Below are 22,208 nucleotides of genomic sequence, written 5' to 3' on the forward strand. Positions count from 1 at the left end.
CTCGCCGTGCCCGCGACACGCGGCTGAGGCCCCCGACCCGCATGCCCCAGCACCGCGCGACCCCGCCCATTCATGACGTCCTGCCCATTCACGACGTCCTGCCCGAGTTGCTCGGCGCGCTCGACCGGCACGGCACGGCGGTGCTCACCGCGCCTCCGGGCACCGGCAAGACCACCGTGGTGCCGCTCGCCCTGGCCGAGGCGGGCCTGCGCGTGCTGGTGGCCGAGCCGCGCCGGCTGGCGGTCCGGGCAGCGGCCAGGCGGATGGGCGTCAGCTACACCATTCGCGGCGAACGTCACGTCGGCGCGAACCCCAGGGTGGAGGTCGTCACCACCGGCGTACTGCTGCAGCGGCTCCAGCGCGACCAGGAACTCGCCGGGGTCGACGCGGTCATGCTGGACGAATGCCACGAACGCCACCTCGACGCCGACACGGCGCTGGCGTTCCTGCTCGACGTGCGTGACACGCTCCGCCCCGACCTGCGGATCATCGCCACCTCGGCGACCGCGGACGCCGTCCCCTGGGCCCGGCTGATCGGCGCGGACGGCCCGGCCCCGATCGTGGCCGCGTCCGGCGTGACGCACCCGGTGGAGACCGTCTGGGCCCCGCCGCCGCGCCCGGTGGCCCCGCCGCACGGGCTGCGGGTGGACCCGGCGCTGCTGTCCCACGTGGCCTCGGTGGTGGGCAGGGCGCTGGCCGAACACGACGGCGACGTGCTGTGCTTCCTGCCGGGCGTCGCGGAGATCGCCCGGGTGGCCGGGATGCTCCCCGATCGCGACCGGGTCGAGGTGCTTCAGGTGCACGGGCAGGCGCCCGCGCACGTCCAGGACGCGGTGCTGGCGCCGGGGACGTCCCGCCGGGTCGTGCTGGCCACCTCGGTCGCCGAGTCCAGCCTGACCGTGCCGGGCGTCCGGGTCGTGGTGGATTCCGGGCTGGCCCGCGAACCCCGTACCGACCATGCCAGGGGCCTGGGCTCGCTCACCACCGTCCGCGTCTCGAAGGCCGCCGCCGACCAACGCGCCGGCCGCGCGGGCCGCGAGGCGCCCGGCGTGGTCTACCGCTGCTGGACGGCGGCCGAGCACGAACGGCTCGCCGACCACGCCCGCCCCGAGATCGCGCTGGCCGACCTGACCGGCTTCGCGTTGCAGGCCGCCTGCTGGGGCGTCGCGGACCCGGCCGAGCTGGCCCTGCTCGACCCGCCGCCACCGGCCGCACTGGCCGCCGCCGTCAGGACCCTGCGAACCCTGGGCGCCCTGGACCCCGCGTCTTCCGGCGGAGCCCCCGGACCCGACGGCGGGCGGCTGCCCCGGGTGACCGAACGCGGCAAACGCATGGCGCCGGCCGGGGTGCATCCCCGGCTGGCCCGCGTCCTGCTGGACCTCGGGCCGCGCGCCGCCGAGGTGGTGGCGCTGCTGTCGGAGCAACTGCCGCGCGAGTCCGGCGACGACCTGGTGGAGGTCTGGCGAGCGGCCAGAAGGGGCGGCGACGCCTTCTCGGCCCGCTGGCGCCGCGAATCCAAACGCCTCTCCAGAACCACCACCGACGCCGGACCGACACGTGCGACCGACGCTGCGGACACCCGAGCGGCGCGTGCGGCCGACACTGCGGACACCCGTGCCCCGTCCGCGCCCGAAACCGCGGACACCAGAGCGGCGCGTGCGGTCGGCAGCCGGGGTTCGGGCGTGGCTGGGGCGGGCGTACCCGATGATCTGCTGGCCGGGATGGCCGTGGCGTTGGCGTTTCCTGAACGGGTGGCGCGCTGGCGCGGTGGTGGGTACCTCATGGCGTCGGGCACCGAGGCGCAGCTCGCCGAAGGCTCCAAGCTGGCGACCGCGCAGTGGCTGGCCGTGGCGGTGGCCGACCGTCCCACGGGCGCGGCGTCCGCCCGGGTACGGCAGGCGGTGGCGATCGACGAGGCGACCGCCAGGCAGGCGCACCCGGTGACCACGCAGGACGAGGTGCTCTGGCGGGTCCCGCCGGGAGAGCGGCGCGGCGACGTGTCGGCCCGCACGGTGACGCGGCTCGGCGCGATCGAGCTGGCCGCGTCACCGCTCAAGGACGCTGACGTCCGCCAGGCCATCCTGCACGGCCTGCGCACGGAAGACGTCCTGACCTGGACCAGGGCGGCCCAGGAGCTCAGGGACCGGCTGGCCTTCTGCCACCGGGCGATCGGCGACCCCTGGCCGTCCATGGACGATCTCGTCGCCCTGGCCGATCGGTGGCTGGAGCCGGAGCTGTCGCGCGCCCGCCGCCGGGCCGACCTGGAACGCATCGACGTGGCCGCCGCCCTGCGCCGCCTGATCCCGTGGAGCGAGCGACTGGAGCTGGTGGCGCCGGAGCGCGTCGAGGTGCCCAGCGGCTCGAACGTCCGCGTCGACTACTCGGGCGAGCAGCCGGTGCTGGCGGTCAAGCTGCAGGAACTGTTCGGCTGGGTGGAGACCCCGCGCATCGCCGGGGTGCCGCTGCTGGTGCACCTGCTCTCCCCCGCCGGCCGTCCGGTCGCCGTCACGGCGGATCTCGCCTCGTTCTGGCGCGACGGCTACCGTTCGGTACGTGCCGAGCTGCGGGGACGCTACCCCAAGCACCCCTGGCCGGAAGATCCGCTCACCGCGGCGCCGACCCGACACGTGAAACGGAACCGTACATGAGCATGCTGGCCGAGGCGGTACGCAACAACGCCGAGTGGTGTGAAGCGATGTGCCGCACCCACGGACTGCCCAGTACGTTCACCGAGCGCGCCTGGGTGAGCCCGCGCCGCACCCCGGTCCTCTACCCGGACGCCGTCACGCTCAGCCCCGACGCGACGGCCCGCGACGTGCTCGCCGGCATCGACGACACCTCCGGCGCCTCGATCAAGGACAGCTACGCCAGGCTCGACCTGCCCGGCTACGACGTGCTGTTCAACGCCCAGTGGATCCACCGCCCAGCCGAACCGCCAGCGGGCTCGCCGCCCGGCGACCTGCGGGCCGCGACGGGCGACGAGATCGTCTGGACGGCCGTCGCCGACGCCGCCGGGGTCGCCGCCTGGCAGCACGCCTGCTTCGCCGACGGACCGGCCGATCGCACCGGCGGGCCGGTCGGCCTGTTCAGGCCGGCCATCCTCGATCACGCCACCCTCCTGTCCGGCAGCATCGGCGGCGACGTCGTCTGCGGTTCCGTGCTCAACGCCTCAGGCCGCGTGGTGGGCGTCTCGAACGTCTTCGCCGCCGGCTGCGACCTCGACGCCGCCTGGGCGGGCACGCTGGCCATGGCGCATCGCCTGTTCCCCGGCCGTCCGCTGGTCGGCTACGAATCGGACGTGGACTGCCCGCTGCGCCACGGCTTCGCCCCCATCGGCCCGCTGCGCGTCTGGCTCAGGCCTTAGCGGAAGTCGTCCACAGTGGGGTGTTCGGCGGGAAAGGTGCGCTGCCCCACACCCACGTCCTTGAAGCCGCTCGACGTGCCCACGCACACCACGGGCCCGTCGAAGTCGCGCCCCAGCTTGCGGACCGCCGCCAGCCCGGCCGCGCCGGACAGCTCCTGCCACAGCCCCTGATCGGCGAGCGCGCGCTGGGCCGCGCGCATCTCGTCGTCGGTGACCAGCACCGCCTCGCCGCCGCTGTCGCGTACCGCGAGCACGCCCCGGTACCCGCCGACCGGCCCGGCGATGCCGTAGGCGTCGCTGCGGCCCAGCTCGACGATCGCGGCCGGCGCGCCCGTGGCCAGCGCCCTGGCGTGCGGACCGCCCGCTGCGGTCTCGCAGGAGAACATCCGCGGGACGCTCTCGGCCAGCCCGAGCAGGCGCAGCTCCCTGAACCCCTTCCACACGCCGAAGAGCAGCTCGGCGTAGCCCGTGGGGCAGAACACGGCCGCGGGCACCCGGCCGAGCTGCAGGAACACCTCGTACGCGATCGTCTTGTAGCCCTCGGGCCCGTACGCGTGCCCGGTATGCGTGACGGTCAGGTTGCTCATCGGGTGGTAGCCGAGCCGGTCGACGATCTGCCGCATCAGCGGCCACCGCTCCGCCACCGGCACCGACACGACCTGAGCCCCGTACGCGCGGACGAACTCCTGTACGGCGGGCGGCGATTCGGCCGAGGCCAGCACGATCGCCTTCAGCCCGGCCCGGGCCGCGTAGGCGGCGGCCGAGGCCCCGTGGTTGCCCGAGGAGGCCACGACCACGCCGGGCGCGCCCGCGGCCAGCGCCGCGCTCACCGTCACCCGGTTCAGCCGGTCCTTGTGCGACCAGGTCGAGTTGCGCGATTCGTCCTTGACGAACACGTCGCCGACCGCGATCAGCGGCGTGCCGCCCTCGCCCAGCGTGGGCGCGGCCAGCGGCGGCAGCAGCGGCGCCCAGCGCGCGATGTCGGGGCCTGGCGCCTGCTCGAACAGGTTCCTGTCGACCCGCGCGTAGTCGTAGTCGACCTCGGCCGGGTAAGCGATCTCGTCGGTGCTGGTCTTGGGACAGCCCCTGGTCAACGCCGGGAGCAGCGGATATTCGATCGTCGGATCGCCCAGCGAGCGCTGGCGTACGGCAAGCGAAGGTTCGTTCACGCCGTCCAAGCCTAGGAGTCTCGCGCGTCAGGACGAAAACCTGCACACTCTAGGCATGTTGTGGGCAGGCAGGTCCGCCGTCGAGATCGCGGCGGCGGTCCGGCAGGGCGATGTCACGGCGACGACGGTGGTGGAGGAACACCTTCACGCCATCTCCGAGCGCGACCCGAAGGTGGGCGCGTTCCGGCTGGTCAGGAAACGGGCGGTGGACGAGGCGCGTGCCCTGCACGAGCGCCGCGACCTGGCGGAGCTGCCGCTGGCGGGCGTGCCCGTGGCGGTCAAGGACAACCTGGAGGTGGCCGGCGAGGCCACCCGCGCGGGCTCGGCGCTGACCTCCGCGTCGCCGGCGATCGTCGACCATCCGGCGGTGGCCAGGCTGCGGGCCGCGGGCGCGGTGGTGGTCGGCCTGACCAACCTGCCCGAGCTGGGGCTGGTGGCCTTCGGCGACAGCGTGTACGGCACGGTCAGGAACCCGTGGAACCCGGCGCGCACGGCGGGCGGCTCCTCGTCGGGCAGCGCCGCGGCGGTGGCGGCGGGCATGGTGCCGATCGCGCTGGGCAACGACGGCATGGGTTCGCTGCGCATCCCGGCCGCCTGCTGCGGCATCCTGGCGATCAAGCCGGGCGCCGACGTGGTGCCGCCCCCGGTGGACGACTGGAACCGGCTGACCGAGAACGGGCCGCTGGCCACCACCGCGTCCGATCTGGCGCTGGCGTTGTCCGTGCTGGCCGCGGATCCGGCGCTGGCCGAGGCGTGGCGCGGCGGGCGGCGGGTGGAGCCGCGTCCGGCCATGCTGCGCTCGGTGTGGGCGGACGACGAGGAGGCGTGGGAGCCGCGGCCGCCGCAGGACAGCCAGGAGCCGTTCGACCTGCGGGTGGCCTACGCGCCGCAGCCGCTGCCCGCCGGGCTGCCGATGGACAAGGAGTTCCAGGCCGCGGTGCGCGGCGCGGCGGAGACGTTACGCCTGGCCGGGCACACGGTGGTGGAACACGGCAGACGCCTGCCGCCCTGGCTCGGCCCGGCCACGATCGCCGTCTGGCTCACCCAGGCGGCCCGCTCCTCCGCGCACCTGGACAGGAAGCGGCTGGAGCGCCGCAGCCGCGCGCTGGCCGGAGCCGGACGCGTGCTGGCCCGGCTCAGCCTGGACGGCGCGCGCGGCCGTGACCGCTGGCGCGCCCACGCCGCCGACCAGTGGTTCGGCGACGCCGACGTGCTGCTCATGCCGGCCCTGGCCGCCGTGCCGCCCGCGGCCGAGCGGTGGGGCGAGCGCGGGTTCGTGCGCAACGTGCTGGCGAACGTCCGATACGCGCCCGCCACCGGGCCGTGGAACATGTGCGGCTGGCCGGCGGTCAGCGTGCCGATCGCCACGCACTCCACCGCGATGCCGATCGCGGTGCAGCTCGTCGCCCCGCCGGGCGGCGAACCCCAGTTGCTGGGGCTCGCCGCGCAGCTCCAGGCGGCCCACCCGCCGGTACGGCCGCCCGGCTTCGCTTTCTAGAAGCCGACGTTCCAGACGCTCTAGACGCCGACGGGGTGCCAGACCGTCTTGGTCTCCAGGAACCGGGTCATCCGGCCGAGGCCGGGGTCGGCGGCCCAGTCGTCCTGGGACGGGCGCAGCACCCGCTTGAGGTTCTCCGCCGCCGCCTGCTCGCAGCCCAGCGCCAGATCGGCGTCCTGGACGCCGGTCAGGTCGAGGCCGTTGACGTCCATGTGGCCGGCCAGCCACGGCGCCAGCTCGGCCTGCCGTCCGGTCAGCACGTTGACCACCCCGCCGGGCAGGTCGGAGGTGGCCAGCACCTCGGCCAGCGTGATCGAGGCCAGCGGCGACGGCTCGGAGGCCACCACGACGCAGGTGTTACCGGTCACGATCACCGGCGCGACCACCGAGATCAGCCCGAGCAGCGGGTCGGCGGGCGCGATCACGGCCACCACGCCGGTGGGCTCGGGCGAGGACAGGTTGAAGTACGGCCCCGCCACCGGGTTGGCCGAGCCGTGCACCGAGGCGATCTTGTCGGACCAGCCCGCGTACCAGACCAGCCGGTCGACGGTGGCGTCGACGGCCTCGAGCGCCGCCTTCTTGCCGATGCCCAGCTCCTCGGCGAACTGGCCGCGCCGGCCCTCCAGCATCTCGGCGACGCGGTAGAGGATCTGGCCGCGGTTGTAGGCGGTCGCGCCCGACCAGCCGGGGAAGGCCTTGCGCGCGGCCACCACGGCGTCGCGGGCGTCCTTGCGCGAGGCCCGCGAGGCGTTGGCGAGGAAGTCGCCCTTCGGCGAGGTCACGGGATAGGACCTCCCACTCTCCGAGCGGGGGAACGCCCCACCGATGTACAGCTTGTAGGTCTTTCTGACGGACAACCTACTCATCGCCGCGCCCCCTCCACGTGGACTCCTGCGTGTTCTGGACCGGGACGAAGACCTGGCCGCACCGGCTCACGCCGCAGCGGTGTGCGTACCAGCCGACGCGGACGGGACGGCCGGCCCTGGCGAAGGCGTGGTCGCGGGTGGCCTGCGCGCGCCGCCGGCGACGGCCCGCGCGGCGGTGCTCACACGTCAAGGTAGGCCTCCAGCCCGAGCAGCCCGCCCTCGCGGCCGTAGCCCGACTCCTTGTAGCCGCCGAACGGCGAGGTCGGGTCGAACCTGTTGAACGTGTTGGCCCAGACGACTCCGGCCCTGAGCTTGTCGGCCATCCACAGGATGCGCGAGCCCTTCTCGGTCCAGATGCCCGCCGACAGCCCGTACGGCGTGTTGTTCGCCTTCTCCACGGCCTCGGCCGGGGTACGGAACGTCAGCACGGACAGCACCGGGCCGAAGATCTCCTCGCGGGCGATGGCGTGCGACTGCGCCACGCCGGTGAACAGCGTCGGCGGGAACCAGTAGCCCTTGGCGGGCAGCTCGCAGGCCGGCGACCAGCGCTCGGCGCCCTCGCTCTCGCCCAGGTCGGACAGCTGCCGGATCTTGGCGAGCTGCTCGGCCGAGTTGATCGCGCCGATGTCGGTGTTCTTGTCGAGCGGGTCGCCCAGGCGCAGCGTGCTCAGCCGGCGCTTGAGCGCGGTCAGCAGCTCGTCCTGGATCGACTCCTGCACCAGCAGGCGGGAGCCCGCGCAGCACACGTGGCCCTGGTTGAAGAAGATGCCGTTGACGATGCCCTCGACGGCCTGGTCGAGCGCGGCGTCCTCGAACACGATGTTGGCGGCCTTGCCGCCGAGCTCCAGCGTGAGCTTCTTGTCGGTGCCCGCGACCGTGCGCGCGATGACGCGCCCGACCTCGGTGGAGCCGGTGAAGGCGACCTTGTTCACGTCGGGGTGTGCCACCACGGCGGCGCCGGTCTCGCCGGCGCCGGTGACGATGTTGACCACGCCGGGCGGCAGGTCGGCCTGCTGACAGATCTCGGCGAACAGCAGCGCGGTCAGCGGCGTGGTCTCGGCGGGCTTGAGCACCACCGTGTTGCCGCAGGCCAGCGCCGGGGCGATCTTCCAGGCCAGCATGAGCAGCGGGAAGTTCCACGGGATGACCTGACCGGCCACGCCCAGCGGCCGCGGGTTCGCGCCGCTGTGCCCATCTGTCGTCCTCCGGCCGAACCCGGCGTAGCCGAGCTTGTCGGCCCAGCCGGCGTAGTAGAAGAAGTGCGCGGCGACCAGCGGCAGGTCCACGTCGCGCGACTCGCGGATGGGCTTGCCGTTGTCGAGCGACTCCAGCACGGCCAGTTCCCTGGCCCGCTCCTGGATGATGCGCGCGATGCGGAACAGGTACTTCGCCCGCTCCGCGCCGGGCAGCCCGCTCCAGGCGCCGAACGCCTTGCGCGCCGCCTGTACGGCCCGGTCGACGTCGTCGGAGGAGGCGGTGGCCACCTCGGCCAGCTTCTCTTCGGTGGCCGGGTTGACGGTCTTGAACGGCTTGCCTGAGCCGTCGACGAACTCGCCGTTGATGAACAGCCCGTAGGAGGACTTGAGATCGACGATGTCGCGCGACTCGGGTGCCGGTGCGTATTCAAACATCGTCTAGTCCAAGGTGAAGTAGTCGGGACCGGCGTAGCGGCCGGTGGCCAGCTTCTGGCGCTGCATCAGCAGGTCGTTCAGCAGCGAGGAGGCGCCGAGCCTGAACCAGTCGGCGGTCAGCCAGTCGGGGCCGGCCGTCTCGTTGACCAGGACGAGGTTCTTGATGGCGTCTTTGGTGGTGCGGATGCCGCCCGCGGGCTTCACGCCGACCTGGCGGCCCGTGGCGTCGCGGAAGTCGCGCACCGCCTCCAGCATGATCAGCGTCACCGGCAACGTGGCGGCCGGGGCCACCTTGCCGGTGGAGGTCTTGATGAAGTCTCCGCCGGCCAGCATGGCCAGCCAGGAGGCGCGGCGGACGTTGTCGTAGGTCGCCAGCTCGCCCGTCTCCAGGATCACCTTGAGATGGGCGTCGCCGCAGGCGGCCTTCACCGCGACGATCTCCTCGAAGACCTTCAGGTAGTCGCCCGACAGGAACGCGCCGCGGTCGATCACCATGTCGATCTCGTCGGCGCCGGCGGCGACGGCCAGCGCGGTGTCGCTGACCTTCACCTCCAGGGACGAACGCCCGCTGGGAAACGCGGTCGCCACCGACGCGATCTTGACGCCGGACCCGCGCAGGGTCTCGGCGGCCACGGCGACCAGGTCGGGATAGACACAGACGGCCGCCACCTTGGGCGCCCCGCCACCGGGGTGCATGGCCTTGGTGCACATCGCGCGCACCTTGCCGGCCGTGTCGGCGCCTTCGAGCGTCGTGAGATCGACCATGGATATGGCCAGGTCAATGGCCTGGGCCTTGGCCGTCGTCTTGATGGAACGGGTGCCGAGCATCGCCGCCCGCTGGTCCGCGCCGACCCGGTCGACTCCGGGCAGGCCGTGCAGGAATGCTCGCAGGGTCGCGCCTGACGCGGCGACGTCCGCGAGCGAGGTAGTCACAGTTGACACCAACACAGCATCGCCGACCAGGGCCTCTACCTCCAAACCGGATCTATCGCCACCGCCCTAAGGCGGCCTTGGGCAGGGTCCTAGGTATGCGGAGGCCGGTTGCCCACCGAAGTTTCCGCCGGAGATAAGGCATCCGCCCGATGCGATGGGCCGGGCCTTAGGGCGAGTCTTAATGGTGTCAGCAAGTAGCACGAAATGTCTGGAGAGACACCATGCATCCTGAGATCGAATTCGAGCTCATGAAGAACCACGCCAGCGAGCTTCGCCGCGCGGCCGCCGAGCACCGGCGAGTACGCGAGGCGCAGCGCGGCAACAAGTCCGAGCGCCGCTCGGTCTTCGGCAAGCGCCGTTCCGCATGACCGCCCCACGAGTGCCCGGCCACATCCTCACAGGTGGCCGGGCCTCTGAGCCCCCGTAACCGGATTTCGCTACCCGATAAATCCGGCGAAAGTTACAGATAAGGCATGACATGCTTGATGACATGCTGGGACGCTCGGTAAGCCCCGTCTTCGTCGGCCGGGAAGAGGAGCTGGCCGCGCTCGCACAGAGCCTCGACGACGCGCTCGCGGGCACCGTGACGGCCGTGCTGCTCGGCGGAGAAGCCGGCGTCGGGAAGAGCAGGCTGGTCCAGCGGTTCACCGAGCAGGCCGCCAAGGACGGCGCCCAGGTGCTGTTCGGCGGCTGCGTGGAGTTGTCCACCGAAGGTCTGGCCTACGCGCCGTTCACCGCCGCGCTCAGGCAGCTCGTCAGGGAACGTGGCACCGCACAGGTCGCCGCCCTGCTGCCGGAAGGCGCCGAACGCGACCTCGCCCGCCTGCTGCCGGAATTCGGCGAACCCAGCGGCGACAGCGACTCCGACACCGCCCGCGCCCGCCTCTTCGAGCAGTTCCTCACCCTGCTCGAACGCCTCTCCGACGCCGCGCCCACGATCCTGGTCATCGAGGACATCCACTGGGCCGACCGGTCCAGCCGCGACCTCATCGCCTTTCTCAGCCGCAACCTGCACGCGCCCCAGGTCCTCATCGTCATGACGTACCGCTCTGACGACCTGCACCGCCAGCACCCGCTCCGGCCGGTCCTGGCCGAGCTGGGCCGGGTCAACGGCGTGCACCGGCTCGACCTGCCCCGCCTGTCGAAGGACGAGGTCGCCGAGCAGATGGCCGGCATCCTGGGCAGCGTCCCGCAGTACGCCAAGGTGCAGAAGGTCTACGAGCGCAGCGAGGGCATCCCGCTGTTCGTCGAGGCGCTGCTCGACGGCGGCGACGCCTGCGCCTTCCCCGACTCCATGCAGGACCTCATCCTCGGCGGCGTCGAACGGCTGCCCGAGGAGACCCAGCGCGTGCTGCGCATCGCCGCGGCCGGCGGCATCAGGGTCGGCCACGGCCTGCTGGCCGCCGTCTGCGGGCTGTCGGACCTGGAGCTGGAGGCCGCGTTGCGCCCGGCCATCGCGCGCAACGTGCTGCAGATCGCCGACAACCGCGCCTACGTCTTCAGGCACGCGCTGATCCGCGAGGCCGTGCACGACGAGCTGCTGCCCGGCGAGCACCAGCGCCTGCACGCGCGCTACGCCGAGGAGATCACCAAGGACCGCACCCTGGTGCCGCCCGGCCGCGCCGCCGTCGAGCTGGCACACCACTGGTACGGCGCGCGCAACGACGTCCGCGCCCTGGTCGCCAAGTGGGAGGCGGCGCGCAAGTCGTTCAAGGCCTTCGCCTACACCGAGGCCGTGCAGCTGCTCGAACACGTGCTCACGCTCTGGTCCAGGGTCCCCGACGCGGCGGAACGCATCGGCGTCGACCAGGTGGCGGTGCTGGAGCACGCCGCCGAGGCCGCGCACGCGGGCGGCGAGGTCGACCGGGGCGCCAAGTTCGTCAAGGCGGCGCTGGCCGAGCTCGACGAGGCCGCGGAACCGCACCGCGCCGCCCAGCTCATCGTGCTCCGCTCCAAGATCAAGCGGGCCAAGGGCCAGCCGGGCGTCGAGGACGACCTGCGTCACGCCCTGCGCCTGGTGCCCGAGCCCGGCCTGGTCAGGGCCGAGGTGCTCACCCAGCTCAGCCAGCACCTCATGCTCAGCGGGCAGATCGCCCAGGCCGTACCGCTCGTCGAGGAGGGGCTGCGCCTGTCCAGGGAGCTCGGCGACCGGTGCCTCGAAGGCGACCTGCTGATGAACCAGGCGCTCGGACACTCGCTGGAAGGCGAGTTCGAGGCCACGATGACCATCAACGAGCAGGCGCTGGAGATCGGCCGGCAGCAGAACTCGGGCCGCCTGATCACCAGAGCGATCGGCAACAACATCGACGCGCTCGGCGACCTGGGCCGCATGGACGAGGCGCTGAGCCTGGCCGACGCCGGCTGGCGCAAGGCCAAGAAGTACGGCAGGCTCCGCGCCAGCGGGCTGTTCATCCTGAACAACAAGGCCGAACTGCTGGAGACGCTGGGCCGCTGGGACGAGGCGGTCGACATCATCGAGCGCGCGCTCACCTTCGGCCCGGTCCTGCGCACCCGCTACGCGCTGATCCGGGTCCGCGCGGACATCGCCCTGGCCAGGGGCGAGGTCGCGCTGGTCGAGGGCATCATGTCGGAGCTCGGCGTGCTCAAGGGGCGGCCGGAGGACTTCGTCCAGGACATCACCAAGAACGCCCAGTTGCACATCGGCTGGCACCTGCTCAACGGCGAGCCCGACGCGGCGCTGGCCGAGGCCGAGCTGGTGCTCGGCGGCATGCCCACGCAGTCGAGCAAGCCCATGCTGGGCTGGCGGCTGCTCGCCCTGATCAGGACCGTGGCCGGCGCCGCCGAGCAGACCCAGCCGGAGCGCGCCGCCGCGCTGCGCGCGCGGCTCACCGCCGTGGGCGACCGGCTGGCCGTGGTCGGGCCGGTGGCCAGGGCGTACCACCTGGTGTACTCGGGTGACTTCGACGCGGCCGCGACGGCCTGGGAACGCCTCCAGCGGCCCTACCGTCAGGCCAAGGCCCTGGTGCTGGCGGCGGGACCGGCGGCGCGGGCCGGCGATCGCGACGGCGCGGCCACCCGGCTGCGGCTGGCCCACCCGCTGGCCACCGCGCTGCGCGCCGAGCCGCTGGTCGCCGAGATCGAGAACCTGTGCCGCCGCATCGGGGTGGCCGCCACCCCGCTGTCACCGGGCCAGGAGGCGGCCGAGCTGCTGACCCCGCGCGAGGTCGAGGTGCTGCGCCTGGTCACGCAGGGACGCACGAACAGGGACATCGCCGCCGAGCTGTTCATCTCGGCGAAGACGGTGAGCGTGCACGTGTCGAACATCCTGGCCAAACTGGGCGTCACCACCCGGGGCGAGGCCGCGGCCGCCGCGCACCGGCTCTCCCTGCTGTCCTGAGGGCTGTCCCGAGATTCAGGGAGATTCGCCGGGCAGGACGGACCGCACGGCCTCCTCGCTGCGGCCGACCACGGCGCTGCCGTCGTCGGCGGTGATGATGGGCCGCTGGATCAGGATCGGGTGCGTGGACAGCGCCTCGATCCACTTCTCGCGGGCGGCCGCGTCTCTGGGCCACTCGGCCAGGCCCAGCTCGGCGGCCACCGGCTCACCGGTCCGCGTGATGTCCCACGGCTCCAGCCCCAGCCTGCCGAGCACCTCGCGGATCTCGTCGGGGGACGGCGGATCGTCCAGGTAGCGCCGGACCGTGTAGCCCACGGACTCGGCGTCGAGCAGCGACAGCGCGGACCGGCACTTGGAGCAGCCGGGGTTGATCCAGATCTCCATGACGGAAGCCTAGAGGAGCGGCTCGACCAGCAGTGCGATGCCGAACACCGCGAAGGCGGCGGCCGCGCCGTACCTGATGACCCGTTCGGGCAGGTGCTTGCCGAGCATCCGGCCCACCACGATGGCCAGGGCGTCGGCGGCGACCATGCCGACCGTGGAGCCGATCCAGGTGCCCAGCCAGCCGTGCTGGGTGGCCAGCGTGATGGTGGCGAGCATCGTCTTGTCGCCCAGCTCGCTCAGGAAGAACGCGACGGTCACCGCGATCACCGCGTTCCTGGTGGTGCGCTGGGCCTTCTTGGACTCCTCCTCGGTCAGCTCGTCGCCGCGCAACGTCCACAGCGCGAACGCCAGGAACGCCAGACCGGCCACGATCGAGATGGCCGTCGTCGGCAACGCGTCGCCGATCAGGCCGCCCACGGCCACGCTGACCAGGTGCACCACGGTGGTGGCGATGGTGATGCCGGCGATCACCGGCCAGGCCTTGAATCTGGTCGCGAAGGTCATCGCCATGAGCTGGCTCTTGTCGCCGAGCTCGGCCACGAAAATGACGGCGAGACTGATCCAGAACGCTTCCAACGGTCCTCTTCCGCGCGACCGAACCGGAAGCGAGCACCCGGGGAGTGATTTCGGGCACGACTTCGGCCCGGCAGCGTCTTCGTCACATGACTGCCAGGCCGAAGGTCTCGTCCGCCCGTGAAGGCCCGCGTGACCGGGCGCGGAGACCGCGCCAGTATGTCGATCACGCGATTGGGACTACTCCCCTTCGGTGTTTCCAGACAACTCTAACAGCAGGATTTCCGGACCTATTCCCCCAGCGCGCAGCCCACCATCACCGGCTCGTTGACCAGCGTGACGCCGAACTTCTCGCGCACCCCGTCGCGTACCTCCCTGGCCAGGGCCAGCAGGTCGGCGGTGGTGGCGGCGCCGGACGGGTTGGTGAGCGCGAGCGTGTGCTTGGTGGAGATGCGCACCGGACCGCGTTCGTAGCCCTTGGGGTAGCCGGCCTGCTCGATCAGCCACGCGGCGGGCACCTTGACCCGGCCGTCGGGCAGGTCCCAGCGCGGGTGGCCGGGCGCCTTGGTCTCCAGCTCCGCGGCCTCGGCGGGGGTCAGGACCGGGTTGGTGAAGAACGAGCCCGCGCTGCGGGTGTCGGGGTCGGCCGGGTCGAGCACCATGCCCTTGCCCTGGCGCAGCGCCAGCACCGCGGCCCGCGCCTCGGCGAGCGGCACGCGGTCACCGAGACCGGCGCCCAGCCGGCCGGCCAGTTCCTTGTAGGCCACCTCGCCGGACAGCTCGGACAGCTCCAGCGCGTACGTGACGCCCAGCACCACGTGCCGCGACAGGTCGCGCTTGAAGGCGCTGTCGCGGTAGGAGAACCCGCACCGCCGCGCCTCCAGGTCGATCACCTGCCTGGTGCGCCGGTCGTAGGCGCGCACGCACCTGATGGTCTGCGCGACCTCCTGGCCGTAGGCGCCGACGTTCTGGATCGGGGTGGAACCCACCAGCCCGGGGACGCCGGACATGCACTCGACGCCCGACCAGCCCTCCGCGACCGCCCTGGACACCAGGGTGTCCCAGTCTTCGCCCGCCTCGACCGTGACCAGCACCTGCTCGCCGTCGCGCGAGACCGACACGCCCTGCGTGGCCACCTTGATGACCAGGCCGTCGAAGCCTTCGTCGGCGACCACCAGGTTGCTGCCGCCGCCGAGGATCAGCGTCGGCACCGCGTTCCTGTCGGCCTCTGCCACCAGTGAGACGAGCTGCTCCGCCGTGCCTGCTTCGGTGAATTCGCGGGCCGGGCCGCCCAGGCCCAGCGTGGTGTACGGCGCCAGCATCTCCATGGGCACCAAGCTTATGAGGCACCGAGCATGCGCAGCACCCCGTCATAGTTGCGCTGGGACTCATGATCGCGGTAGCCGGCGGCGACGTCGTGCTGACGCAGCTCACGCACGGGCAGGTGGACGTCGGGCACGACCAGGTCGCCGGACAGGGCCAGCGAGAGCTCCAGATCGGCGTTGAGCCCGTAACGGGCCGACTCGGGCAGCGCGCCGAGCGCCGCGGACCTGCGTACCGCCATCAGGTCGCCGAGCAGCGCCCGCACCTTGCCAGGACCCGCAGGGAACCACTGCAGGCCGTCCGCCGACGGCTCCGCGCCCTTCCAGCCCGCTGCCACGGCTCCCTCGACCACGGCCGCGACCAGCGGGGTCAGCGCGTCGCCCGACATGACCACGGACGTGTCCATCAGCACGTGCACCTCGGAGTCGTCCAGCATGAGCAGCTTGGCCCGGCTCTCGCCCCAGGTCGCGGTGCCGCCGAGCCAGTGCGGCGCCTCGTTCACGTGCCAGACGCTGATCCGGTCCTGGTAACGCCCGGCCAGGTCGGCCAGCACGTCGCCGGCGCCGTCCACGTTGCCCAGGTCGATGGCCAGCAGGTGGGCGGTGGTGTGGTCGATCACCGACTGGACGCAGGCGCGCACGTCCGCCGGCCAGCCGTCCACCAGCAGGCCGACGCCGACGGTGACGCCCTCGGTCTCGACCCGCTGCCGCTCGATGCTCACGCCCAGCTCGTCGAGCCGGTTGGTGGCCAGCGTGCCGTCCCAGACCATCTGGGCGTGCAGCATGCCGTCGCCGGGGTCGCCCCGCTGCCCCGGATCGCCGGAGAAGCCGAGCTCGGCCGCCGGGTTGGCGCGCGCGCCGACGCCCGCGGGCCGGGCGCCCCTCGTGCCGACCCCGGTGGCGGCGCCCTTGGAGGCGGGGATGCGGGGGCCGCCCGAGGTGTCGCGTCCGGTTCCAGAGCTCCCCGCGACCTGCTCAGGGCGCGCGGGACGCAGACGGCCAGGGGGCTTGGCGTCGGTGACGGCCGAGACGGGGATCGAACGCACCGTCGGCCAGACCGAGGCCTGTCGCGCAGCTTCACTCATACGCTGACGCGTACCCTCGACATGCCGGACATATCATCCGGCCGCACGAGCCCCGCTACCGGAGACGGCCACGCTCAGGAGAGCTGGACCACCGCGCGCGCCTTGGACAGCACCTTGGCCTCGCCCGACCTCGCGGTCAGCCCGACGACCACCCGCTTGTCCTCGAGCTTCTCCTCCACGACGCCGCTGACCGTGATCGTCGCGCCCTGATCGTCGTCGGGCACCACCACCATGGACGAGAACCGCACCCCGTAGTCGACCACCGCGGCCGGGTCGCCGGCCCAGTCGGTCACGAACCGCCCGGCCTGCGCCATGGTGAACATCCCGTGCGCGATCACATCGGGCAGCCCGACCATCTTGGCGAAGCGCTCGTTCCAGTGGATCTGGTTGAAGTCGCCGGACGCGCCGGCGTACATGACCAGGTTGAGCCTGCGCGCCTGGTAGTCCACCGCCGGGATCTCCTGCCCGACCTCGACCTCGTCGTACTTCACCGTCGCCGTCATCTCAGGCCGCCCCTCCGCGCTCCACGATCGTGTTGTACGTCACGCAGACCGGCTCGCCCGCGACCGTGCTGACCTCGCTCTTGACCGTCAGCAGCTCGTTGCGCCCGGCGGTGCGGATGTCGGTGATGGTGGCCTTGGTGACCAGTTCGTCCCCGGCGTAGATGGGCCGGATGTACTCGAAACGCTGCTCGCCGTGGACCACCATGGCGAAGTTCAGCCCCAGGTCGGGATCGACCAGCGCCTCACCGCCGCTCGACAGGCTGAACACGATGGGAAAGGTGGGCGGCGCGATCACGTCGGGATGCCCGGCGGCCTGCGCGGCGGCCTTGTCGCGGTAGATCGGGTTGTTGTCGCCGATCGCGGCCGCGAACTCCTTGATCTTCACCCGGCTGACCTCGTAGGGGTCATGGGATGCGTAGGTCCGTCCGACGAAATCACGGTTCAAGGCCATCAGTGCTCCCTCGCGTGTGTCCACCGAGCCCCGTTGAGCCAGACGGTAACAGAACAAGGTTCGGCTGTCGCCACTGATGGCGCTCTTTTTGCCCCGCGCCCCGGCTACGCCGACAGGGCCGGGAACACGACAAACCGGCGCCCATACGATGGACGCCGGTTGCGCGTTGGAGGACGGAGTGCTGCCCGCCGGCCCTATCGGGTCTCGCGGTGCGCGCGGTGGCAGCGGCAGTTGGGGCAGTACTTCTTCAGCTCAAGCCGATCCGGGTCGTTGCGCCGGTTCTTCCGCGTGATGTAGTTGCGGTGCTTGCACTCCTGGCAGGCCAGCGTGATCTTCGGCCTAACGTCGGTGGCAGCCACTTGGGAGTGCCTTTCTACGTTCGGGACTGGGACACACCCGTACCCAGGTCAGCTGACCTGGGATCGGGTAGTAGCGGAGGCCGGACTTGAACCGGCGACACAACGATTATGAGCCGTTTGCTCTGCCTGACTGAGCTACTCCGCCTTTGAGCCGGAAACGACCCGGCCCGTAGAGGATACCCGAAGCAGGGAGCACATTCGTAACTCGCCTGATCAGGTGGGGCGCTCCCAGTATGCCCTAGGAACCCCCGACAACCGAAATCCAAAAGCAAAGAGCCTCACCGGAAAGGGTGAGGCCCGACGAGCTGGAGCCCCCAAACGGAATCGAACCGTTGACCTTCTCCTTACCATGGAGACGCTCTGCCGACTGAGCTATAGGGGCCTGTCCGTCGCTGCGGACAGGTGTAACCATACACGGCGCTCAGCGATGATGCGAACTCGTGCGGGCCGGGACCGGATCATCGGCCCGCCGCTGCTCGGGCAGCCGGACGACCTCGCACAGATCGGCCAGATCGACGTGCCTGGCCACCTCGGCGACGGACACGCAGTCGGCGATCAGCCACCCGTGCCTGCGCACCCGCAGCACCTGCCGCCCGGCCCGCACGAGGGGCACGACCTCGTAGCCGTCGACTCCCACCCATCGCCTGTCCATAGCGGCACAGAGTAGCCGCAGGGTCTCTCAATTTTCGCCAGGACACACGCGTTACACCCATGCCAAGTCGGCACCAAGAAAGACCTAAGAGCCGGGCCGCACGCTGGTGACCTCACCAAGAAGGAGTATCGCGAATGGCCCCCAACCTGCTCGGATTCCGGCTCAACCACCGCGCCATGCGTGGCGACACCCGCCGCCTGGCCGTGCTGATGAGCGAACTGGCCGCCGGCGACCAACAGGCCGACCAGGCCAGATGGAACGCGATCAGCACGTTCGTCACCAAGCTCTGCGCCGGGATTCACCATCACCACAAGGCCGAGGACGACGTGCTCTGGCCGGTCATCGTCCGCTCGGCGGGCGCCGAGGTGGACCTCAGCGACCTGACGGACGACCACGCCCAGCTCGACCCGCTGCTCGACGAGATCACCGGTGCCGCGGCCCTGCTCGGGGCCGACCAGGCCGCGCCCAAGCGGCTGGCCGTGGCCCTGGGCACGCTGGCCGACCTGCTCGACGAGCACATCGAGGAGGAGGAACGGCTGATCTTCCCGGTGATCGCCGCGTACGTGTCGGAGAAGGACTGGGAGGACGTCGAGAACGCGGTGCGCAAGGGCGGCGAGATCGCCTTCGAACTGCCCCGCGTGGCCCAGTACGCGCGGCCGGAGGAGCTGGCCGAGCTGCGCAGGCTCGCGGGCCCGCTGCTCACGATCCTGCTCGCGCTGCTGCGCCGCGGCCACGAGCGCCGCCAGCGCCTCATCTTCGGCTGACTCCCCGGGAAGCCGACCCCCCAGGGGAAGCCGTCAGGCGCGTTCCTTGGCGGCCCTGGCCCAGTGGGGTGAGCCGACGAGCTCCGCGACCCGTACCGCGTTCTCGTAGTGCCCGCGCGACTCCAGGCCGAGCAGCCCGGCCAGGTCGCCGAGCGCCAGCGCCACCGGCCCGAGCGTGACCGAGCCGCTGCTCAGCCCGCCCAGCTCACCCTCCCAGGGCAGCAGGTTCCGGTAGCAGCGCGCGGCCGCCTCCAGGTCGCCCAGCGCCACCGCGGTCTGCCCGCGCAGTTGCTCCCACAGCAGCCAGTAGTAGTCACGCGCGTGGGTGAACTCGGGCCGCCAGACCCGCCTGGCGGCCTCCAGATCGCCCACGGCGGCCAGCGCGGCCGCGTACAGGTCCCTGGTGCCCGCGTTGTCCACGCGTGCGTGCAGGGTGGCCAGCTCGTCCACGGACCGGTGCACGTCGCCCCTGGCCAGCCGCACCACGAAGCGGCCGAGCGCGCCCATCGCGGCCGCGTTGACCACGCCGCGCTCGCTCATCTGCTGCGTCAGCGCCGTGTACGTGCCCTCGGCCACGTCGAAGTCGCCTTCGACCAGCTTGCGCAGCGCGCCGAACAGCGTCATCACGCCCAGCGCCAGCCCGAGCTGCCCGCTGGTGGACATCTCCACGCCCAGGTCCGCGTGCCGCTGGGCGGCGGCCAGATCGTTGCGGCCCAGCTCGACCATGAGCAGGGCGAAGTGGGCGAGTGTGAGATACCCCACATATCTATGGGTGCCGCCCAGCTCCAGCAGTTCGGCGCCGAGCGCGGCCAGCTCGCCCCTGCGTGAGGGCGCGAGCAGCGCGAAGTAGCGGGCGTTGAGCGCCAGGCAGAGCAGGTCGGGCCGGTTCAGGGACCGGGCCAGCGCGACGGCTTCGGCGCCGGCCGCGTCCACCCGGTCGTCGTCGTGGCCCTCCAGCGCGAAGACGAGCGCGGCCAGCAGCCTGCAGCGCGTCTCGGCGTCGTGACCGGCGGCCAGCTCGCGCTCCACGGCCGCCACGAACGCCTCGTCGTAGCGGGAGTCCTGCTGGATGGTCCAGGTCACGGGCGCGTCGTAGGAGGTCAGCGCCCGGGCGAGCGCCCCGTCGGGCGAGGAGCCGTCGTTCGCCGGCAGGCCGTCCGCGGTCCGTGAGCCGGCCATGGTGAGCGCGAGGCGCACGGCCTGGCTCCTGGTCTCCAGCGCGCCGATCACGTCGCCGGCGTGGCCGAGCGCCGACACCAGGCCGCACATCAGGTCCAGCCTGGTCGCGTCGTCGGCGGCGAACTCCAGCGCCGCCTTCCACAGCGCGGCCGCCTGCCGGTGCGCGTACAGGTCGGAGGCCTGGCGCGCGGCGGCCCTGGCGTAGCCGACCGCGCTGGGCGCGGCCGCCTCCAGCGCGTGGTGGGCGAGCGCGGCCACATCGCCGGGGCGCAGCCGCTCCAGCGCCGTGACGACGCGCCCGTGCAGCCTGGTACGCCTGATCCGCGCGGTGTCCTCGTACAGCACCTGCCTGACCAGCACGTGGGTGAAGCGCACGCGTCCCGGGCCGGGCTCGGTCAGCAGCCCGGTCATGACGCCGGCCTCCAGTCCGTCGAAGACGGTCTCCTCGTCGCCGTCGTGCAGCGCGATGAGCACGTCCACGTCGGCGTCCCTGCCGACGATGGCGGCGTTGCGCAGCACGGTCTGCGCGGTCGCGGGCAGACGGCCGATCCTGCGCCTGATCAGGTCGCGCACGCCGGGCGGCAGGGCCCGCGCGGCGGCCGGTCCCTCGCCCGCGACCAGCCTGGCGATCTCGCACACGAACAACGGGTTGCCCAGCGTGCGCTCGGCCACCGTGCGGATCGTGGCGGGGTCGAGGTCGCGTTCCGAGTGGCGTTCGAGCAGCGCGGCGACCTCGTCCTCGGCCAGCCCGCCCAGTTCCAGGTGCCTGCCGTCGGTGGCCAGCGCGGCCAGCGTGGCGGCCAGGTCGTCGGTGGTCTCGGCGGGCCGGTGGGTGGCGACGACCAGGATCTTGGGCCGCCCGCCCGCCCTGTTGCCCGCCGTGCTGCCCGACGTGCCGCCCGGGTCCTTGCCCGGGCTCTTCAGGTGCCGCAGCAGGTGCAGGGTCTCGCCGTCGGCGCGGTGCACGTCCTCCAGGACCACGAGCAGGGGTGTCTGGGCGGTCAGGTAGTCCGCCACCGCCCTGGCGAGCTGGAACTGGTTCTGGATCGGCACGCCGTCGCGCAGCAGCGGCGCGAGCCGCGATTCGTCCTCGGGCGGGCGGGCGCCGGCCAGCCGCCGGACGATCTCGCTCCACGCCCACGCGGGCGGCGCGTCGCCGTCGATCTCCGGGCACCGGCCGAAGGCCACGCGCCAGCCGCGTTCGGCCAGCTCGGCGGCGAACGTCTCGGCCAGCGTGGTCTTGCCCGCGCCCGGCTCGCCGCCCAGCCAGACGATCCGGTACGCGCCGTGCGCGGCCTCCTCGCGCAGGATCGCCAGCTCGCGTGCCCGGCCCACGATCGCGGGCTCGTCCGGGACCGAGGGGCGCACCGGAACGCGTTCCACCACGGCGGGCGCGTGCAGGGACTCCGACTGGCGCAGGATGTCCTGTTCGAGCGCGCGCAGCGCGGGCCCGGGGTCGACGCCCAGCTCGTCGGCGAGCTTCCTGCGCGCGTTGCGCAGCACGGCCAGCGCCTCGGCCTGGCTGCCGGCCCGGTAGTGGGCCAGGGCGAGCAGCCGGACGGCGTTCTCGCGCAGCGGGTGCGCGTTGGCGTGGCGGCGCAGCTCGGGCACGGCCTCGGCGTGCCTGCCGAGCAGCAGCGCGGCCTCGGCCCGGTATTCGAGCGCGATCAGCCGCAGCTCGTTCAGCCTGGAGATCTCCGGGGCCGTCCACGACTCGGTGAACTCGCCGTACGCCGGGCCCTTCCACAGCTCCAGGGCCTGGTCGAGCAGGTCGTGCGCGGTCGCGCCCGCGCCTTGCTTGAGCGCGGCGCCTGCCGCGTCGATCAGGCCGGGCAGGCGCCAGGCGTCCACCGCCTCGTCGGGCAGGCTGAGCCGATAGCCGGGCGGGGCGCTGACGATCACCCGGGCGGGCGCGCGCGGCGGGCGCTCCGGCTCCAGGACGCGGCGCAGGTTCGAGACGTAGACCTGCAGTGCGGCCAGGGCCTTGGGCGGCGGCTGGCCCTGCCAGAGGTCGTCGATGAAGCGGTCGGTGGAGATGACGTGGCCGCCGGCGGCGACCAGGCGGGCGATGACGGCACGCTGACGGGCTGAGCCGAGGTCGAGCGTGCGGCCGTTCAGGGTGGCCTGGAGCGGTCCAAGGATGTGGATGTGCAGCATGCCGACCCTTTTTCCGTGAC

The 22,208-nt window shown here is 72.3% G+C and carries 20 protein-coding genes and 2 tRNA genes; 6 read left to right on the forward strand and 16 right to left on the reverse strand.

From position 1 onward, the window contains the following. Positions 1-41: 41 nt before the first annotated feature. Positions 42-2,648, forward strand: coding sequence for an ATP-dependent helicase HrpB (gene hrpB / locus HII36_RS22545; RefSeq protein WP_173525217.1), 2,607 nt, complete (start codon positions 42-44; stop codon positions 2,646-2,648). Further along, positions 2,645-3,364 (forward strand): hypothetical protein, encoded by a 720-nt coding sequence (locus tag HII36_RS22550; protein ID WP_173525218.1) that lies wholly within the window; start codon positions 2,645-2,647, stop codon positions 3,362-3,364. Before hrpB ends, HII36_RS22550 begins: the two co-directional genes overlap by 4 nt. Here HII36_RS22550 and HII36_RS22555 read toward each other — a convergent pair. Further along, a complete protein-coding gene (locus HII36_RS22555; protein WP_173525219.1) occupies positions 3,361-4,533 on the reverse strand; it encodes a threonine synthase in 1,173 nt (390 codons plus the stop codon). The two genes, HII36_RS22550 and HII36_RS22555, sit on opposite strands and share 4 nt — an antisense overlap. A gap of 55 nt (positions 4,534-4,588) precedes the next feature. On the opposite strand from HII36_RS22555, the gene HII36_RS22560 reads away from it, so the two are divergent. Continuing rightward, positions 4,589-6,031 carry an amidase gene (locus HII36_RS22560; RefSeq protein WP_173525220.1) on the forward strand — a complete coding sequence of 481 codons (1,443 nt, stop codon included), beginning with the start codon at positions 4,589-4,591 and terminating at the stop codon, positions 6,029-6,031. Positions 6,032-6,051: 20 nt separating this feature from the next. Here the strand turns inward: HII36_RS22560 and HII36_RS22565 are convergent, their stop codons facing one another. Genes HII36_RS22565 through deoC form a run of 4 tightly spaced genes read right to left on the reverse strand, consistent with a single transcriptional unit; the run spans position 6,052 to position 9,461 of the window. After that, entirely contained in the window at positions 6,052-6,897 is an 846-nt protein-coding gene (locus tag HII36_RS22565) for an aldehyde dehydrogenase family protein (RefSeq protein WP_173525221.1), read from the reverse strand. Beyond that, positions 6,890-7,087, reverse strand: a complete 198-nt coding sequence (locus HII36_RS22570; RefSeq protein WP_173525222.1) for a hypothetical protein — start codon at positions 7,085-7,087, stop codon at positions 6,890-6,892. The genes HII36_RS22565 and HII36_RS22570 overlap by 8 nt, the downstream gene beginning before the upstream one ends. Then, positions 7,077-8,528, reverse strand: coding sequence for an aldehyde dehydrogenase family protein (locus HII36_RS22575; RefSeq protein WP_173525223.1), 1,452 nt, complete (start codon positions 8,526-8,528; stop codon positions 7,077-7,079). The genes HII36_RS22570 and HII36_RS22575 overlap by 11 nt, the downstream gene beginning before the upstream one ends. A gap of 3 nt (positions 8,529-8,531) precedes the next feature. After that, a complete protein-coding gene (deoC, locus tag HII36_RS22580) occupies positions 8,532-9,461 on the reverse strand; it encodes a deoxyribose-phosphate aldolase (protein ID WP_328807827.1) in 930 nt (309 codons plus the stop codon). 221 nt (positions 9,462-9,682) lie between these two features. On the opposite strand from deoC, the gene HII36_RS22585 reads away from it, so the two are divergent. Both HII36_RS22585 and HII36_RS58740 read left to right on the forward strand, forming a co-directional pair. After that, complete coding sequence (locus tag HII36_RS22585) at positions 9,683-9,829, forward strand: hypothetical protein (protein WP_173525225.1); 147 nt, start codon at positions 9,683-9,685, stop codon at positions 9,827-9,829. Between the two features lie 122 nt (positions 9,830-9,951). Further along, complete coding sequence (locus HII36_RS58740; protein ID WP_328807824.1) at positions 9,952-12,819, forward strand: helix-turn-helix transcriptional regulator; 2,868 nt, start codon at positions 9,952-9,954, stop codon at positions 12,817-12,819. 15 nt (positions 12,820-12,834) lie between these two features. Here the strand turns inward: HII36_RS58740 and HII36_RS22595 are convergent, their stop codons facing one another. The 10 genes from HII36_RS22595 to HII36_RS22640 form a co-directional block, all read right to left on the reverse strand. Then, positions 12,835-13,203, reverse strand: a complete 369-nt coding sequence (locus HII36_RS22595) for an arsenate reductase family protein (protein ID WP_173525227.1) — start codon at positions 13,201-13,203, stop codon at positions 12,835-12,837. A 9-nt stretch (positions 13,204-13,212) separates the two neighbouring features. Beyond that, on the reverse strand, positions 13,213-13,779 hold the full coding sequence (locus HII36_RS22600) for a TMEM165/GDT1 family protein (RefSeq protein ID WP_173525228.1): 567 nt from the start codon (positions 13,777-13,779) through the stop codon (positions 13,213-13,215). Between the two features lie 227 nt (positions 13,780-14,006). Continuing rightward, on the reverse strand, positions 14,007-15,044 hold the full coding sequence (locus HII36_RS22605; protein ID WP_217369828.1) for a UDP-N-acetylmuramate dehydrogenase: 1,038 nt from the start codon (positions 15,042-15,044) through the stop codon (positions 14,007-14,009). Positions 15,045-15,055: 11 nt separating this feature from the next. After that, positions 15,056-16,123, reverse strand: a complete 1,068-nt coding sequence (locus HII36_RS22610; RefSeq protein ID WP_173525229.1) for a hypothetical protein — start codon at positions 16,121-16,123, stop codon at positions 15,056-15,058. A 74-nt stretch (positions 16,124-16,197) separates the two neighbouring features. Further along, positions 16,198-16,626 (reverse strand): MaoC family dehydratase, encoded by a 429-nt coding sequence (locus HII36_RS22615; RefSeq protein WP_173525230.1) that lies wholly within the window; start codon positions 16,624-16,626, stop codon positions 16,198-16,200. 1 nt (position 16,627) lies between these two features. Then, positions 16,628-17,077, reverse strand: a complete 450-nt coding sequence (locus tag HII36_RS22620) for a MaoC family dehydratase N-terminal domain-containing protein (RefSeq protein WP_173525231.1) — start codon at positions 17,075-17,077, stop codon at positions 16,628-16,630. 194 nt (positions 17,078-17,271) lie between these two features. Next, a complete protein-coding gene (gene rpmG / locus HII36_RS22625) occupies positions 17,272-17,436 on the reverse strand; it encodes a 50S ribosomal protein L33 (protein ID WP_019632658.1) in 165 nt (54 codons plus the stop codon). A 71-nt stretch (positions 17,437-17,507) separates the two neighbouring features. Beyond that, positions 17,508-17,581: transfer RNA gene (locus tag HII36_RS22630), tRNA-Met, on the reverse strand. A gap of 161 nt (positions 17,582-17,742) precedes the next feature. Beyond that, positions 17,743-17,818 (reverse strand) — tRNA-Thr (locus tag HII36_RS22635). Between the two features lie 39 nt (positions 17,819-17,857). Beyond that, a complete protein-coding gene (locus HII36_RS22640) occupies positions 17,858-18,088 on the reverse strand; it encodes a transposase (protein WP_173525232.1) in 231 nt (76 codons plus the stop codon). Positions 18,089-18,222: 134 nt separating this feature from the next. Between HII36_RS22640 and HII36_RS22645 the strand changes: the two genes are divergently transcribed. Beyond that, on the forward strand, positions 18,223-18,852 hold the full coding sequence (locus HII36_RS22645) for a hemerythrin domain-containing protein (protein WP_173525233.1): 630 nt from the start codon (positions 18,223-18,225) through the stop codon (positions 18,850-18,852). Between the two features lie 33 nt (positions 18,853-18,885). Here the strand turns inward: HII36_RS22645 and HII36_RS22650 are convergent, their stop codons facing one another. Further along, entirely contained in the window at positions 18,886-22,188 is a 3,303-nt protein-coding gene (locus HII36_RS22650; protein ID WP_173525234.1) for a BTAD domain-containing putative transcriptional regulator, read from the reverse strand. Between the last annotated feature and the right edge of the window lie 20 nt (positions 22,189-22,208).

The sequence above is a fragment of the Nonomuraea antri genome (assembly GCF_013283785.1).
In the GTDB taxonomy this organism is placed as follows: Bacteria; Actinomycetota; Actinomycetes; order Streptosporangiales; family Streptosporangiaceae; genus Nonomuraea; species Nonomuraea antri.

Excerpts from the sequence above, each read along its gene's own strand:
- hrpB (WP_173525217.1), top strand. The coding sequence starts at position 42 with ATGCCCCAGCACCGCGCGACCCCGCCCATTCATGACGTCCTGCCCATT.
- HII36_RS22550 (WP_173525218.1), top strand. The coding sequence starts at position 2,645 with ATGAGCATGCTGGCCGAGGCGGTACGCAACAACGCCGAGTGGTGTGAA.
- HII36_RS22560 (WP_173525220.1), top strand. The coding sequence starts at position 4,589 with ATGTTGTGGGCAGGCAGGTCCGCCGTCGAGATCGCGGCGGCGGTCCGG.
- HII36_RS22565 (WP_173525221.1), bottom strand. The coding sequence starts at position 6,897 with ATGAGTAGGTTGTCCGTCAGAAAGACCTACAAGCTGTACATCGGTGGG.
- HII36_RS22575 (WP_173525223.1), bottom strand. The coding sequence starts at position 8,528 with ATGTTTGAATACGCACCGGCACCCGAGTCGCGCGACATCGTCGATCTC.
- HII36_RS22585 (WP_173525225.1), top strand. The coding sequence starts at position 9,683 with ATGCATCCTGAGATCGAATTCGAGCTCATGAAGAACCACGCCAGCGAG.
- HII36_RS58740 (WP_328807824.1), top strand. The coding sequence starts at position 9,952 with ATGCTGGGACGCTCGGTAAGCCCCGTCTTCGTCGGCCGGGAAGAGGAG.
- HII36_RS22595 (WP_173525227.1), bottom strand. The coding sequence starts at position 13,203 with ATGGAGATCTGGATCAACCCCGGCTGCTCCAAGTGCCGGTCCGCGCTG.
- HII36_RS22605 (WP_217369828.1), bottom strand. The coding sequence starts at position 15,044 with ATGGAGATGCTGGCGCCGTACACCACGCTGGGCCTGGGCGGCCCGGCC.
- HII36_RS22610 (WP_173525229.1), bottom strand. The coding sequence starts at position 16,123 with ATGAGTGAAGCTGCGCGACAGGCCTCGGTCTGGCCGACGGTGCGTTCG.
- HII36_RS22615 (WP_173525230.1), bottom strand. The coding sequence starts at position 16,626 with ATGACGGCGACGGTGAAGTACGACGAGGTCGAGGTCGGGCAGGAGATC.
- HII36_RS22620 (WP_173525231.1), bottom strand. The coding sequence starts at position 17,077 with ATGGCCTTGAACCGTGATTTCGTCGGACGGACCTACGCATCCCATGAC.
- HII36_RS22640 (WP_173525232.1), bottom strand. The coding sequence starts at position 18,088 with ATGGACAGGCGATGGGTGGGAGTCGACGGCTACGAGGTCGTGCCCCTC.
- HII36_RS22645 (WP_173525233.1), top strand. The coding sequence starts at position 18,223 with ATGGCCCCCAACCTGCTCGGATTCCGGCTCAACCACCGCGCCATGCGT.
- HII36_RS22650 (WP_173525234.1), bottom strand. The coding sequence starts at position 22,188 with ATGCTGCACATCCACATCCTTGGACCGCTCCAGGCCACCCTGAACGGC.